This window comes from Myroides albus, from assembly GCF_009711045.1.
Taxonomy (GTDB): domain Bacteria; phylum Bacteroidota; class Bacteroidia; order Flavobacteriales; family Flavobacteriaceae; genus Flavobacterium; species Flavobacterium album_A.
In genome coordinates this window covers 116,457-132,345 of sequence record NZ_WMJX01000002.1, presented here as the reverse complement: position 1 = coordinate 132,345, position 15,889 = coordinate 116,457, and the positions used below count along the sequence as shown (strand labels likewise).

12 protein-coding genes are annotated in these 15,889 nt (G+C 35.1%); 7 read left to right on the top strand and 5 right to left on the bottom strand.

Going from position 1 to position 15,889, the window contains the following annotated elements:
* Window positions 1-64: 64 nt before the first annotated feature.
* Genes GJV76_RS01865 through GJV76_RS01850 form a run of 4 tightly spaced genes read right to left on the bottom strand, consistent with a single transcriptional unit; the run spans window position 65 to window position 6,284 of the window.
* Entirely contained in the window at window positions 65-3,241 is a 3,177-nt protein-coding gene (locus tag GJV76_RS01865; protein ID WP_155090953.1) for an efflux RND transporter permease subunit, read from the bottom strand.
* Window positions 3,242-3,263: 22 nt separating this feature from the next.
* The gene (locus GJV76_RS01860; protein ID WP_155090952.1) at window positions 3,264-4,325 is read right to left on the bottom strand and encodes an efflux RND transporter periplasmic adaptor subunit; all 1,062 of its coding nucleotides are present in this window, start codon (window positions 4,323-4,325) and stop codon (window positions 3,264-3,266) included.
* Window positions 4,326-4,346: 21 nt separating this feature from the next.
* Window positions 4,347-5,669, bottom strand: a complete 1,323-nt coding sequence (locus GJV76_RS01855; protein ID WP_155090951.1) for a TolC family protein — start codon at window positions 5,667-5,669, stop codon at window positions 4,347-4,349.
* A gap of 15 nt (window positions 5,670-5,684) precedes the next feature.
* The gene (locus GJV76_RS01850; protein ID WP_155090950.1) at window positions 5,685-6,284 is read right to left on the bottom strand and encodes a TetR/AcrR family transcriptional regulator; all 600 of its coding nucleotides are present in this window, start codon (window positions 6,282-6,284) and stop codon (window positions 5,685-5,687) included.
* 433 nt (window positions 6,285-6,717) lie between these two features.
* On the opposite strand from GJV76_RS01850, the gene GJV76_RS16055 reads away from it, so the two are divergent.
* From GJV76_RS16055 to GJV76_RS01835, 4 genes are all read left to right on the top strand, one after another.
* Window positions 6,718-6,843 carry a hypothetical protein gene (locus GJV76_RS16055; RefSeq protein ID WP_258204035.1) on the top strand — a complete coding sequence of 42 codons (126 nt, stop codon included), beginning with the start codon at window positions 6,718-6,720 and terminating at the stop codon, window positions 6,841-6,843.
* Window positions 6,844-7,292: 449 nt separating this feature from the next.
* Window positions 7,293-8,135 carry a hypothetical protein gene (locus GJV76_RS01845; protein ID WP_155090949.1) on the top strand — a complete coding sequence of 281 codons (843 nt, stop codon included), beginning with the start codon at window positions 7,293-7,295 and terminating at the stop codon, window positions 8,133-8,135.
* Between the two features lie 230 nt (window positions 8,136-8,365).
* Window positions 8,366-9,343 (top strand): polyprenyl synthetase family protein, encoded by a 978-nt coding sequence (locus GJV76_RS01840; protein ID WP_155090948.1) that lies wholly within the window; start codon window positions 8,366-8,368, stop codon window positions 9,341-9,343.
* Between the two features lie 39 nt (window positions 9,344-9,382).
* Window positions 9,383-9,733, top strand: a complete 351-nt coding sequence (locus GJV76_RS01835) for a hypothetical protein (protein ID WP_155090947.1) — start codon at window positions 9,383-9,385, stop codon at window positions 9,731-9,733.
* A gap of 70 nt (window positions 9,734-9,803) precedes the next feature.
* Here the strand turns inward: GJV76_RS01835 and GJV76_RS01830 are convergent, their stop codons facing one another.
* Complete coding sequence (locus GJV76_RS01830; protein ID WP_155090946.1) at window positions 9,804-10,379, bottom strand: hypothetical protein; 576 nt, start codon at window positions 10,377-10,379, stop codon at window positions 9,804-9,806.
* Window positions 10,380-10,494: 115 nt separating this feature from the next.
* On the opposite strand from GJV76_RS01830, the gene GJV76_RS01825 reads away from it, so the two are divergent.
* The 3 genes from GJV76_RS01825 to GJV76_RS01815 all read left to right on the top strand — a co-directional run bounded on the left by GJV76_RS01825 (window position 10,495) and on the right by GJV76_RS01815 (window position 15,876).
* Complete coding sequence (locus GJV76_RS01825; RefSeq protein ID WP_155090945.1) at window positions 10,495-13,275, top strand: 2-oxoglutarate dehydrogenase E1 component; 2,781 nt, start codon at window positions 10,495-10,497, stop codon at window positions 13,273-13,275.
* A gap of 45 nt (window positions 13,276-13,320) precedes the next feature.
* Complete coding sequence (gene odhB, locus GJV76_RS01820; RefSeq protein ID WP_155090944.1) at window positions 13,321-14,544, top strand: 2-oxoglutarate dehydrogenase complex dihydrolipoyllysine-residue succinyltransferase; 1,224 nt, start codon at window positions 13,321-13,323, stop codon at window positions 14,542-14,544.
* Window positions 14,545-14,898: 354 nt separating this feature from the next.
* Entirely contained in the window at window positions 14,899-15,876 is a 978-nt protein-coding gene (locus GJV76_RS01815) for a ribonucleotide-diphosphate reductase subunit beta (protein ID WP_155090943.1), read from the top strand.
* Window positions 15,877-15,889: the final 13 nt, after the last annotated feature.

Below are 15,889 nucleotides of genomic sequence, written 5' to 3'. Positions count from 1 at the left end.
TTAATAAAGAAGTGAAGACATACTTTTTAGGTATGTCTTCACTTTAACCATCAAGGTAAACTGATTATTTGTTTTTCGAAGCAAATTCATCAACGAAGTCTTCATTGAATTCAAAGTCTTCTGTCATTAAAGAGTTGTAGTCAACAATTTCTTTTTTACCAAAGAAATTACTAATCTTATCAAATAGGGAGTAAACTATGGGTACAATCACAAGTGTTAATAAAAGTGATGATAGTAATCCTCCTATAATTACTACAGCTAAACCGTTGTTCATTTCGGCACCCGCTCCTTTTGCCATAGCAATTGGAATCATACCTATAACCATGGCAATTGTCGTCATTAAAATAGGTCTTAAACGCGCGTGGTTTGCTGCTATCAAGGCATCGTGTACACTGTCACCAGCTTTTACCTTTTGGTTTGCAAAGTCTACTAATAGAATCGCATTTTTACATACAAGTCCAATCAACATAATAATTCCCAATATGGTAAATATATTCAATGAAATATTAGTAAGAGCCATCGCTAATAAAGCGCCAATAAAAGATAATGGAACAGAGAAGATTACTATAAAGGGCTTAGAAAAGCTATCATATAAAGCGACCATTACCAAGTAAACTAAGATGATGGCTGCCAATAAGGCAATTCCCAATGTTCCGAAACCTTCTTGTTGATCTTCCATTGTACCTGACCATTGATAATTTACTCCTGCTTTCTTCTCTAATTGGTCAAATTGAGCCGTCCATTCATCTGCAATTTGGCCTGGATCACGACCGATCGTTTGTGATTTAATTGTCACAGAAGGTGTTTTATCCCTGCGCTCTAACACAGACGGCCCCGAACTATAATTAATGTCTGCAAATTGGCTGAGTTTAATATGTTGACCCATTTGATTCGTAAATGAAATCTCCTTTACGTCATCAATTGTTGTTCTTGCATAGTCTTGAAATCTGATATTTATGTCATATTCGTATTCTCCAGCTCTAAACTTACCGTCTGTATTTCCATTAAATGCCGTTTGCATAGTCATACCAACAGTATACATATCTAAACCTAAGGCTGCCATTTTATCTCTGTCTACTTGTACGTTGATTTCAGGACTACCTGTTTCAGCAGTTAATTTTACCTCCATAGCTCCAGGTACTGTTTCCAAGAGTTCTTTTGCTTGAATCGCAAAGTCCATTGCTTCATTCAGCGTTGGGCCAGTTACGGTTAAGGAGATTGGAGCTTCTTCGGCACCAATAATTCCAATAGGTACTGTTTTCACTTTTGCATTTACAACCAAGGGTACAAGTTCGTTTTTAAGCTTGGCAGCATATATAAATGAGTTTTCTTTACGGAGTTTTTTATCTGTAAGGATAACTTGAATTTCGGATTTATACTTTGTCGCTTGAATACCACCGTATCCTTCAGACGATTGCCCTACAGTGGTGATCATATCTACTATCTCTGGCTTGGTGCGCAAGTATTCCTCTACTTCTTGTGTAACCTTATTTGTTTGTTGTACCGAAGCATCTTTGTCTAATTCTAACTGTACAAGGAATTCTCCTTTATCTGTTTTTGGCAAAAATTCGAATCCAATATATCCCATTGGAATTAGGGCGATCGCTGTAAAGAAAGAAATTCCTACGACAATCATCACTATTATTGTATTCTTGAATGATTTTAGCGACCAAACTAATAAATCTGATATCGCATGTGTAAAGGAGTTTAATCCCTTCTCGAAATAGTGAATTACCTTACCAAATATTGTTGTTGGCTTGATGATTTCGATTTTACCATATCTTGAGAATAGCCATGGAACAATTGTAAACGAAACCAATAAGGATAGCATTGTCGCTATAATTACTGTTACACAGAACTGCTTAATAATGTTTGGTACAAGACCTGAAGACATGGCAATAGGTAAGAATACAACTACAATAACAAGTGTTATGGCAGTGACCGTAAATCCAATCTCCTTAGCTCCGTCATAAGATGCTCTTACTTTGTTTTTACCCATTTCCATATGGCGGTGGATATTTTCAATTACCACAATTGCATCGTCAACTAATATTCCTACTACCAAGGACAGTGCTAATAAACTCAGTAGGTTGAGGGAATATCCGAATAAATACAATCCGATGAAGGTCGCAATTAACGAAAGGGGAATAGCAATCATTACTATGACAGCATTTCGTAAACTGTGCAAGAAGAATAGCATTACAAAAGCTACTAAAACAATGGCAAGGAATAAATCAAACATCACTCCATCTGCTGCTTCTAAAGTAAATTCGGAAGTATCATTTGCGACTTTAAATTTTAGATCCTGGTCGCTATAGTTCTTTTGAACTTCATCGATTGTCTCTCTTGTTAGCTCACTGATAGTTACTGCATTAGCGTCCGACTGCTTGATGATTTGCATTAGGATAGTGGACTGTTGGTTGAATCGAGCTATTTTTTCGATCTCTTTTACACCATCCTGTACATCCGCAACGTCTTGAAGTCTAATATCTATTCCTCCTTGTGAAGCTATCACTAAGTTTCGCATTTCTTGGACATCTTTGTATTTTCCAGCCAAGCGAATTAGCGTTTGTTTATCTTGGGATTTGACATTTCCAGTAGGGAAGTCAAGGTTAGACCCTAATACCATCTGTTGTACTGCTGGTACACTTAACCCATAACCTTCAATCTTCTTGGGGTCCAAAAGTACTTGTATTTGTCTTTCTTCTCCTCCTATTAGTTCAACTTTGGCTACACCATTGATACGTGAAAAGATAGGTTGGATCTTTTTATCTAATAAATCGTATAATTCTTTTTCGTTTAATTTACTCGTTACACTTAATGCCATAATGGGTAAATCACTTAAAGAGTACTTCTGTAGTGAAGGCGGATCTACATCTTTGGGTAGATCTTTTAAGATTGCGTTTATTTTTCGCTGCGCATCGTTTAGAGATAAGTCTACATTGGCTTCAGCATTTAAGTAGATCATTATCGTGGATAAACTCTCAAAAGACATTGCCTCAACTTTTTTTACGTTCTCTAATGAGGCTACCGCATCTTCTATTTTTTTCGTTACTGTATTTTCAATTTCAGAAGGTGATGCACCAGGGTAAACTGTTGCAACTGTAATGACATTAACCTCGAATTTGGGAATTAACTCATAACTTAGGTTCTTATAACTGAATATACCTCCTAATAATAGAGCAATAAACATTACTATTATTATGCTGGGGCGTTTTATCGATATTTCTGCTAATTTCATACTTTATCCTCTTTTTAGGATGTTAATTAATGATTGATACAGGACTGTTATCTACTAAGTTGATTTGACCTGACGTTATCACAAGATCACCTTCTTGTATTCCTTCTAATACTTCAACGAAGTCTCCGAAGTTTCTACCCGAAACAACTTTTTTACCTACAGCTTTCTCGTCTTGTACTACGTAGATTAGGTTTGAACTCACACTTCCTACAAAAGCGTTTCTCGGTACCAATAAAATAGGGGTATTGGTGTCTTGGTCTGCTTGAAAGTAAGCAGAACCATACATACCAGCTCTAAGTTTGGCGTTTTTATTGTTTTCTATAATTAAGTCAACTGGGAAGTTCAAGGCAGCATCTGCTTTAGGCGCAATGAAACTAATTTTACCATAAAAGGTATCATTTGGCAATACACTTGCTTTGACTTTGATATTATCGCCTTCCGTTAGATTTGCTACATGGCTCTCATCAACATTTACACGCAATTTTAGTTTGTTTACGTTTACCAGCTCAAATAGCGGAGCACCTGGACCTACAAAAGTACCTTGTTCAATGTGTTTCTTATTTATAATGCCATCTATGGGAGCCTTTACATTAGCGTCATTAGCTGTTATTTTTGCAGAGTTTAAGTTAGCTTCTGCATTTTTTAATACAAGTCGTATTTGATCTAATTGCTGCTGTGTCACTCCTCCTGTTGTAAATGCACTCTCGAATCTCGCAGCATCTGCTTTTGCTGTGGCATATGCAGACTCAGCATTTTGCAATTGGATATTTATTTGATCAGCATTGACTATCGCTAATGTTTGACCTTTTTTTACTCTACTTCCTTCTTCTACTAATATTTTCATGATGCGACCTGGAGTTTCTGCCGAAACCATGACTTCCTGTTCAGGGACAAAGTTTCCATTAGCCTTGTAGTTTGCATCAATCTTCTTTGTCTGTGCTTTTTCTGCTCGAACGGATATAGTAGCACTCTTTTGTGAAACGATTGCTGTCTCTTGATCGTTTTTAGTTTTATTTGTGTTCAATATATATACAATACCTCCAATGATGGTGATAGTGACTAAGGATATTATTATTTTTTTCATTTGAATGTTACGTTGTAGTTTTTAATCGATCAGACTTTTTAATTCTCCTTTTGCTTTAATTAACTGTACTTCTGCAAGTTTATATTCTAATAGGGAATTTGTATAATTGTTCTCAGCTTCTGTGAATGCATTTTCGGCATTTAGAAGGTCAGTAAGGGATGCTAATCCTTGTTTGTAATTATTTTGGATATTGTCTAATATACTTTTGGCTAAAGAGACATTGTCTTTTTGAATATTAATGGTTATCAAAGCGTTTTCCATTGATTTTTGCGCATTCTTAAAAGAGAGATCTAACGCTTGTCTTGTATCTTCTAATTGAACGTCTATTTTTTTCAGTTCAACCTCTACTTGTCTTACTTTAGAGCGTGTCTCAAATCCATTAAACACTGGGATTTTTAGGCTTATTCCTATGACTGCATTACTTGTCCAGTAAACCCCGTCTGTCGGCTTTCCTCCCCAAACAAATTTGTCCCCCAAACCTTGATAACTCATTGTACCAAATGCAGCTAAGGACGGATAATAATCTGCTATTGTTGCTTTCTTTTTATAATGAAGCAAGTCTTTTTGCTTTTCTAATAGTTGAAGTTCAGTTCTCTTTTCGACATTTGGCTCTACAAGAAGGACTGATTCATCAATCTGAAAAGTATCCTCTGCTAAGCTAATCGGTGAGCTCAATTCCATGCCCATAAAGAACTTAAGTGCATTTTGTTGTAGTTCGATCGCATTGACTACTTGCTGTCTTTGTGATTTTAGGTTGCTAAGAGCAACTTTAGTTCGATCTAAGTCTATTTTAGTTGCGAGGCCATTTTTATGTAGATCTTCAATGATGTCTTTAATTCTTGTAGTACTTGCAATTGTTGTTTCTAATGTAGATTGAAGTTCTTTTGATTGAAATACTTGATAATAAGTTGTTGCAACTTTTTCGATTATATCTTCATCAGATAACTCTCTATTGATAATGTAAAATTCCTTTGCTGTACGAGCCGCTTTTAATCCCATGAATACTGCTTGGTTAAACAAGACTTGTGTCACAGTGGCAGATGCTTGTGAATTCCATTTTAAATTAAAGGGAATCATTTGTGTTTGACCACCTAAGGACAATGGCATTTCTTGTATTAAAGGGTTATTTGCTACATTGGCCTCTACATTGAGGTGTGGTAGTGCATTCGCTCTAACTTCTTCGATTTGATATTGACTGTTTTCAATTTCCAATGAAGCTATCTTTGACTCTGCTTTATGTTCTAAGGCGTATTGTATAGCATTTTTTAAACTTAACTCTTTTGTCTGTGCACAAAGAGGAATAGTTAAGCTCGATAGGAGTAGAGTAAGTATGTATCTATACATATTATTGGTGTGATATTAGAGTTCTTTAAATAGTTTGTTGAATATTTTTAGCCCTTTTTCAGTAGCAATACTTTTTATGTGGTATTCTAAGTGCAGTGCATGTACTTCTGAATGGGTGTATTCGGATTCCGGGAAATAGTCTAAGTCTTCGATTGCCACTAAAGAAGCAATGTGGAATCTCGCTACAAAATCAATGTCAATGTCTGAGCGGTAAACTCCTTCTTTGATACCTTTTTCTAAGTTTTTCTCTATCAATTTAACGTATTTCTTTTCGTGAAAGACTTTCTGCTTCTGTGCAAGTTTTGGATAGTACTTCGTTAATTGATAAAAACAACCTGATGAATCAACTAAAAAAATATCATTGATGTCTTTGTGTGCGGCTACAATTTCAGGTATAGCTTCTTGATCCAATTTTAGTGTTGACTCAAGTTGTTGCAGAAACTTGTGGTTAATGTTCGTTAGGCTTTTTTCTATTAGTTCAGGTTTGGATGAATAGTGTTGATAGATCGTTTTTTTTGATATTCCCAACTCAGTTGCTATATCATCCATTGTCACAGTTTTGAATCCTTGTGTCAAAAACATTTGTGTTGCTTTTTCTAATATTTGTTGTTCCATTACTTTTAATTTTTTGAGTAGTCAAAGATAAGTAGGAAACTTTTGTGTAAAAAAAGTTTCCTATCTATTTAAGGAAACTTTAACTTGTTTGTTCGTTTCTTGTTTTTTGTAATCCTTTGTTTTTAAAGGGATGCGTGATTTTTTTACAGGAAACTTTTTTGTTTGTAAAGTTTTTAAGGGTAAAGCAGGGAGTGCTTTAGGTGGATTGTAAATAGGATGTTGATGTGTAGTAAATGAATTGTTATAATGGCTTAGAAATCAATGTTTTCGCTTTGAGATTTTAGGGGGTGGTCGGCTTGTGGTCGCATAGTGATCGCATAGTGGTCGCATACTTTATAGGTAAAATTATGCGACCACTATGGGATCAAACTACGATCAAGATGAAAGCACTGCGGTTATACTTATAGGGTAGAGGAGTAAATACTTCGCTTTTGTGGATAGTAAAGTAAGTAGAGATGAGGTTGGTCTGTTAAGCGATTGTAGGGCGATGGCTTTTTTAGTAGGGAATGACTTAGAGCTCAGGGCTATGCCATTCAGAATAGAATTTCTGTATACTTGATTGTACCATTTATTTTCAAGTAGTGTATGAAGTGGTGTAGAGCCAATAGCCAGTGGGTATTGAATAGGTCATTTGTTGTGAGTGAAGGAGGTTTTCTCGGTAGGGTAATGAATACCAAAACAGGTAGTATTAATATCTTAATCTATTGTCTTGCGTGATGCTTAATTGTTAAAATAATATAATTATATTTATATATTATAATTTAAGGTGTTTTTTAGTTATTCGTTATTGGCTTTTTAAGCGTTGTTGAGTATGGTTGTTAACATCTGGAATTATAGGTAGGATAGTTGTAAGGAAGATTCTTGCGATTGCAATAACTTGTTTCTTATTAGTTGATTTAGTTGGTGATGTATTGATGAGAGGAAGAAATGTTGTGTGCTATGTGGAGTTGAAAGTTGTTTGATATCGCTTAGTGTAGAATTGTAAACGGAGTTAATTCGATAAATGCTATGGCAAAAAGGTTTATTAAGGGGTTTGTTTTCTTTTTTATTGGAGTAAGTTGTTTTGGACAAAAAGCCATTTATAAAGAGCTCAACGATGCTGTTGTTGAAAGTATGTCTTCAGGTGATAACTTGAGTGATCGTATTAGTGATGTTCTGAATGAGTGTACTACGATGGCGGTCGAGTGTGATTTTACTGGGCAGTTTAGTTTAGTTAGCCTCGATGAATCCTTGAGTCAAACGGAAATTTTTGATCCTCAATTTTTGATAAATAGTGTTGCGTTTATTGATGGTACAACATTGGATAGTAATAGCAAGGTGATTACTGTAAATTCGTTGCGTGATAAGTATAATGTTGTTAGAGTAGAAGACTTGGGAAGATTGCCTTTGCGGGGAATAGAAAAAGAGGTGTTCCATAAACAGAAAAAGGGTTATTTTGTCTTTGGAGTGATGGATAGAAGGCTTTTGAGTTCAGTATCACTTTCTTTTCGCTTTAAGCTGAAAGATTATAAAACCTATATTTTAGTTGAAGATAGAACGAAGGTAAATACTGAAGTTGGGGATATTCGCTTAGTGGCAATTGACGATAAGACGGCTGTTATTAATTATCCTTATTCAGCGAATTTCGAGATTGAGGTAGAGGGTGTTGCCGAAGACGGGCATATTGTTTCTAATGTATCAATTAATACAATGTCTATCAGAGAAGAAGTAATGAATGAAACAGGGCATATACTTGAACAAAGAAGGATAGATAATCTCGTTTTTAGCGAACCAATCGCAGGTGTGATGATTAAGACTATTGTATTTAATAAAAAAGAAGAACAGCTCACCTTCACAAAGGTTTTGAATTGATAAAGTATTGCTGTCATTTGTTGCTTAAGATTGAATTTGCTTTTTCTGTTTTTTTTACTGCAATAGGTGGTAAGTAGGTAAATAAATGTCAGTAGAGTTAGCAATTATGTACTTTTTGCTATTTGCAAATACTTAATTGAAAATCTGCTGTGTGAATGATGTTTTTAAAAAGGGTAAGGGATTTGATCAACTTTAAAAAAAACACGTATTTTTACGAAAAATTTAAAAAAATGCAATCAATAGTAAAGTACAAAGAGCAAATTTCAGAGTTTATTGATTCAATTTCATTGTCAGGTACTCCAAAAGAATTATACGAACCTATTTCATATATTTTATCATTAGGTGGAAAGCAGATTCGCCCAGTTCTAACTCTTATGGCTGCTGATGTTTTTGGTATTGATCCCAAAAAGGCTATTCACGCAGCAACAGCGATTGAGCTTTTTCACAACTTTTCGTTGATGCATGACGATATTATGGATGATGCTTCTTTGAGAAGAGGACATCAAACAGTGCACGAGAAGTGGAATGTCAATACAGCTATTTTATCAGGTGATGCAATGTTGATCCTTGCTTATCAGTACTTTGAGAATTACGAACCTGTGATTTTTCGCGATTTAGCCAAATTGTTTAGCAAAACAGCTATTGAAGTATGTGAAGGACAACAATGGGATATTTGTTTTGAGAATAGAAATGATGTTGCCATTCCGGAGTACATACAAATGATCAAATTTAAGACAGCTGTATTAGTAGGGGCTGCTTTAAAGATGGGAGCGATTGTTGCGGAAACTTCGGAGGAGAATGCCAATAAAATTTACGACTTTGGTTTGAACCTCGGAATAGCATTCCAATTACAAGATGATTATTTAGACGCTTTTGGTGATGAAGCTACCTTTGGTAAAACAATAGGGGGAGATATCTTAGAAAATAAGAAAACATACCTTTATTTAAAAGCTTTGATCAACGGAAATGCTGAACAACAGAAGGAGTTGATGTCATTCTTCTCAACTACTAACTGCAGTGATAAGCAAGCTAAAATCAATCGAGTAAAGGAACTTTTTGTAGAGACTAATTCTGCGACTGATTCGCAAAAGCTAATTGAAGAATACACTGAAGTTGCACTACAATTGTTAGAGCAAATGGATATTCCAGAAAGTAAAAAAGAACAGTTACGAGTGTTTAGCAATGAGTTAATGAATAGAAGAGTTTAAAGTCAGAGGCGCAAAGACTGCTATTTTTAATATATAGAAATGTGGGATTCAGTAAAGTATCTTGACGAACATTTAGTTCAACAGAGTTTTTTAAAAGATTTAGTATTGCAAATTCAGAAAGACTTCCAAACAACTGTGAATACTGATATTGTCTTTTCTGTAGAGACACCGTCCGAGTTAGTTAGTCAAGTTATCGGGCAATTACATCGCATCATTCATTCGACGAATGTTTCTCGATTTTCGAGTCTATTATATCGAATAGACGTTTCTGAAAGAGATATTAAAGCAATTAAAAACGTGGACATTGATGAATACATTGAACGCGTCGCTTATCTTATTATTAAGAGAGAGTTTCAAAAAGTCTATATTAGAAAAAGCTTTCAAGAATAGTTGAGCTTTAGCTAAAGCAAATAAAAAATAAGCCTATGGAGATTAAACTTTTTCTCGATAGGCTTTTCTATTAAAAATACATTCTCACAAAAGGCATAAATCCACTTCCGTAAACCATGTCTTTCTCTCTGTATAAGACATTATATCTAATTCCTATTGTAACTGGGCCATTGACATAACCAATACCAAGGAAAAGAGCAGTGTTCCAAAAGTTGTCATCGCGCTTCGTTAAATCTTTATATGTATATGAATTGTTAACTCTTAACTGCTCTAATTCTGCAGAAAGTTGTAGTTGAGGTATAGGGTTAGACAATACAATTAAACTACCACCATATATCCAAGAGTCGTATTCTTTAATGGCATTGTAGTAGTATCCTCTATCTTTACTTTTAATGTAACTACCTTGCAATCCAATACCTGCACTTACATAAGGTGTGAATTGATAGATTGCACTTGGTGCAATCATGATGTCTGTATATCCGCTTCCGAAGCCTAAACCAAGACCTCCACCGAATTTCCAATTTTTAGTAAAATCATAATTTTTCGTATCATTTCTCTTTTCTTGTGCAAGAATGGAAAAACTGCAAGTTAAAAAAAATGATATCGTCAAAAAAAACGACAATATTCTGATGTTAAATCTTTTCATATTGGTACTAGTTACTATATAATAGTATAAAAATAAGTAAAAGTTTATACAATTGTCATAAAGAGTTGTATTTTTGTATTTATAATATTTAAACAAAAGGTCTTTAGACGAAATTATGGATAGATATTCCTTTTTAAATGCGGCTCACACTGCATTTTTTGCAGAGTTGTATGATCAATATTTAGAAAACCCAGATGGTATTGAGCCAAGTTGGAGAGCTTTCTTTCAAGGATTTGACTTTGCAAACGAGTATAGTGACGGGCCAGTAGAACAATTGTCACAAGCGTATACTTCGACAGCGACAAGTAATACTGCTAATGTGGGCAACTCTGGACAAATAGAGCAACTTCAAAAAGAGTTTGCTGTATTGCGTTTAATTGACGCTTACAGAACTTATGGGCACTTAATGACTAAGACAAACCCATTAAGAGACAGAAAAGTAGAGCATCCAGATTTAAGTTTAGAGAAGTTTGGTCTTTCTCAAGCAGATTTGAATATTAGTTTTGAGGCTGCTAAAACAATACAACTTCCAACTTCGACATTGGGGCAGATTATTGCTCAATTAGAAAAAGTTTACTGTTCAACTTTAGGTATTGAATACAAGTATATCACTGACGAAAAGATAGTGTCTTGGATTCAAAATCACTATGAAGCACCAGAAGCTAAATTTAATAGCGAAGAGAAAAAAGAGATACTTCACAAATTGATTGAAGCTGTTTCTTTTGAGAACTTCTTGAATACTAAATACGTTGGTCAAAAACGTTTCTCTTTAGAGGGACTTGAGGCAGCGATACCAGCAATGGATTTCTTACTTGACTCTGCTGCAAATAGAGGAGTAGAAGAAGTTGTTGTAGGGATGGCTCACAGAGGACGTCTGAATGTGTTAGCTAACGTTTTTAAGAAACCTGCTCAAGAAATTTTCTCTGAGTTTGACGGTAAAGATTACGATACTGTTGAAGGTTTTGACGGAGACGTTAAGTACCACTTAGGTCTTAGCTCTGCGAGAAAAACAAGATCTGGAAAAGACTTGTTGATAAACTTAACTCCTAACCCTTCACACTTAGAAACTGTTGGAGCTGTTATCGAGGGTATTGCAAGAGCAAAACAAGATACTGTTTATACTGATAGTCCTTCAAAAGTATTACCTATCGCACTTCACGGTGATGCTGCTATTTCTGGACAAGGTATTGTTTACGAAATTGTACAAATGGCCAAACTTAGAGGTTATAAAACAGAAGGTACAATTCACGTAGTTTTGAATAACCAAGTTGGTTTTACAACAAATTATACAGATGGTCGTTCGTCAACTTATTCTACAGATATTGCTAAAGTAACTGCAAGTCCAGTTCTCCACGTAAATGCTGATGATACTGAAGCTGCAGTAAGAGCTTTCTTATTTGCTTTAGATTATCGTATGACTTTTGGAACTGACGTGTTCATTGATTTAGTTGGTTATAGAAAATATGGACATAACGAAGGTGATGAGCCTAAGTTTACACAGCCTATTTTATATAAATTAATTTCTAAGCACCCAAATGCAAGAAATATTTATAACGCAAGATTATTAGAAGATAAGATTGTTGATGAAACTTTCGTTAAGTCTTTAGAGCAACAATATAAAGATGCTCTTGAGGTTGATTTAGAAACTTCACGTAAAGATGAGTATGCTAAGATCAGAACGTTCATGCACGAAAACTGGAAAGGTTTTGAGATTGCTGAAGTTGATAAGATGTTGGCAGATTACGATACGAAGGTTTCTAAGGAAGTTTTAACTCAGATTGCAGAAGTTATCACTGAATTGCCTGAGGATAAGAAGTTTATCAACAAAGTGAAGCGTCTTATCGGAGATAGAAAGGCGATGTTCTTTGAGAAGGATCAATTAGATTGGGCTATGGGTGAACTATTAGCTTATGGTTCTTTATTGACTCAAGGTTATGATGTGCGTATGTCTGGACAAGACGTTGAAAGAGGAACTTTCTCACACCGTCACGCAGTTGTTAAAACAGAAGATACAGAGGAATCTATCATTTTGTTGAATCATTTGAAAGAGCAAAAAGGAGAAATGAGAATCTTTAACTCATTGTTGTCTGAATATGCTGTTCTTGGATTCGAATATGGTTATGCTTTGACTAATCCTAATACTTTGACTATTTGGGAAGCTCAATTTGGAGACTTTTCGAATGGTGGTCAAATTATGATGGATCAATATATATCTGCTGCAGAAGATAAATGGACTAATCAGAATGGTTTGGTTATGTTGTTGCCGCATGGTTATGAGAACCAAGGTGCAGAACACTCATCAGCTCGTTTAGAACGTTATTTACAGTTGTGTGCTGAGGATAATATGTTTGTAGCTAACGTTACTACTCCTGCAAACTTTTTCCACTTAATGAGAAGACAAATGGTTACTAATTTTAGAAAACCATTAATTGTCATGTCGCCAAAGAGTTTATTAAGACATCCAGAGGCTGTATCGTCGATCAAAGATTTTACTGAAGGTAAATTCCAATACGTTATTGATGATCCAAAAGCTGATGTTTCTAAAGTTAAATCATTGGTATTTTGTAGTGGTAAATTCTACTATGATTTAGTAGCAAAACGCGAAGAATTAGGTAGAGATGATATTGCATTTGTTCGTATCGAACAATTGTTCCCATTGCCAATTGAGCAAATCAAAGAGATTCTTGCTAAGTATACTAATGTAGAGGATTATGTTTGGGCACAAGAGGAGCCTAAGAACATGGGAGCATACAGTCATATGTTAATGCATTTCCACGAAAAACCTTTACGTTACGCAGGTACTAAAGCATATAGTGCTCCAGCATCTGGAAGCTCTGTTCGTTCTAAAAAACGATATGCTTATGCCATAGCAAAGGTTTTTGATAAAAATTTATAATAAAACAGTATTTTTACATAACAATATTAAATAAAAAACATACAGATGAGCATCTTAGAAATGAAAGTTCCTTCGCCAGGTGAATCAATTACAGAAGTTGAGATCGCTACTTGGTTAGTAAAAGATGGAGATTACGTTGAAAAGGACCAAGCTATTGCTGAAGTAGATTCAGATAAAGCAACTTTAGAGTTACCTGCAGAAGAAAGTGGTATCATCACTTTGAAAGCTGAAGAAGGTGAAGCTGTTGCTGTAGGACAAGTAGTTTGTCTAATTGATATGAGTGCTGCAAAACCTGCAGGAGGCGCTTCTACAGAGGCAAAACCTGTAGCTGAAGCTCCAAAAGCAGAGGCACCAAAAGCAGAGCCAGCTCCAGTAGCGGCAGCTGCTACTTATGCAACAGGAAGTGCTTCTCCTGCGGCTAAGAAAATTTTAGAGGAAAAAAACATCAACCCTACAACTGTATCAGGTACTGGTAAAGATGGTAGAATAACAAAAGAGGACGCTTTAAACGCAAAAGCTTCTATGGGTACTCCTACAGGTGGACCAAGAGGTGAAGAGCGTAAGAAAATGTCTATGTTGCGTCGTAAAGTTGCTGAGCGTTTAGTAGAGGCTAAGAATACGACTGCTATGTTAACTACATTCAACGAGGTTAATTTGACTAACGTGAACAAGTTAAGAAGCGAATACAAAGACGCTTTCAAAGCTAAACACGGTGTAGGTCTTGGTTTTATGTCGTTCTTCACTAAAGCGGTTACACGTGCTTTAGAAATGTATCCTGATGTAAATTCTATGATTGATGGTCAAGATCAAATTAAATTTGATTTTGCTGATATTTCAATTGCTGTATCAGGACCAAAAGGATTAATGGTACCAGTAGTTAGAAATGCTGAATTATTGTCTTTCCGCGGAATTGAATCTGAAATTAAGCGTTTAGCTTTAAGAGCTCGTGATGGACAAATCACAGTGGATGAGATGACAGGAGGAACATTCACTATTACTAATGGTGGTGTATTCGGATCAATGTTATCAACTCCAATTATTAACCCTCCTCAATCGGCTATTTTAGGAATGCACAATATTATTGAGCGTCCAATCGCTGTTGAAGGTAGAGTTGAGATTCACCCAATGATGTTTGTGGCTCTTTCTTATGACCATAGAATTATTGATGGACGTGAGTCTGTTGGTTTCTTAGTTGCAATTAAAGAGGCTTTAGAAAATCCTGTTGAATTGTTAATGGATAACAATCCTAAGAAAGCTTTAGAATTATAGTATCTTATAGGTAATTATATAGAGCGACAATCGGTTAACGATTGTCGCTTTTTTTATGGACTAAATTGAGTTGCGCGATATAGGATTGACTTCAGTTAATGGCTGGGACTGACACGAGCTTAGTATGGTAGCTCTGTGTCTTTTAACACTGTTTTTATAGTTTGGTATACCGTATATCTCTTTGTAAATTAGTGTTTTATGTAAGTTGTTGATTCTTAGTGTTTGTTAATAACTTCTTTGATTTGTGAATAAGTTGGGGGGAATTTCTCTTTCTATTAGAGTTAAAAATTCTAATCTTTGTAGATATGGCATTCTCTTTTTAGTTTAATAAACAAATAAATTAATCAATTTACTATGGCAATTCAAGAACCAATTTTAACAGAAAATAAGAATAGATTTGTTATTTTTCCAATAAAACACCATGACATTTGGGACTGGTATAAGAAAATGGAAGCCAGTTTTTGGACTGCGGAGGAGATTGACCTTCAGCAAGATTTGGCAGATTGGAATAATAAGTTAAATGAAGATGAACGCTATTTTATAAAGCACATTCTTGCTTTCTTTGCTGCCTCTGATGGTATTGTTAATGAGAACTTAGCAGAGAATTTTGTCAATGAAGTACAGTATCCGGAAGCTAAGTTTTTTTACGGCTTTCAGATTATGATGGAGAATATTCACAGTGAAACTTATTCTTTGTTAATTGATACTTATGTGAAAAATGAGGAAGAAAAAGATAAGCTTTTTAGAGCTATAGAAGTTTTTCCTGCAATTATGAAAAAAGCCGAATGGGCTTTAAAATGGATTGAATCTGATTCTTTCGCAGAGCGTTTAATTGCTTTTGCAGCAGTTGAAGGGATATTCTTTTCTGGAGCTTTTTGCTCAATCTTCTGGTTGAAGAAACGCGGGTTAATGCCTGGACTAACGTTTTCGAATGAACTAATCTCGAGAGATGAGGGAGTTCATTGTGATTTCGCTGTGCATTTACATAATCATCATTTAATTAATAAAGTACCTAAGGAGAGAATTAGAGAGATTTTAGTTGACGCTCTTAATATAGAAAGAGAGTTTATTACGGAATCTTTACCAGTTAGTTTAATTGGTATGAATGCTGTTTTAATGACACAGTATCTTGAGTTCGTTACTGATAGGTTACTTGTAGAGCTTGGTTGTTCAAAAGAGTACAATGTAAGCAATCCCTTTGATTTCATGGATATGATTTCTCTACAAGGCAAAACAAACTTCTTTGAAAAGAGGGTTTCGGAATATCAAAAAGCAGGTGTTATTTCGAAAGAAGAAGGTGGAAATACAATTAGTTTTGATGCAGATTTTTAATTAGTAAGTAAGA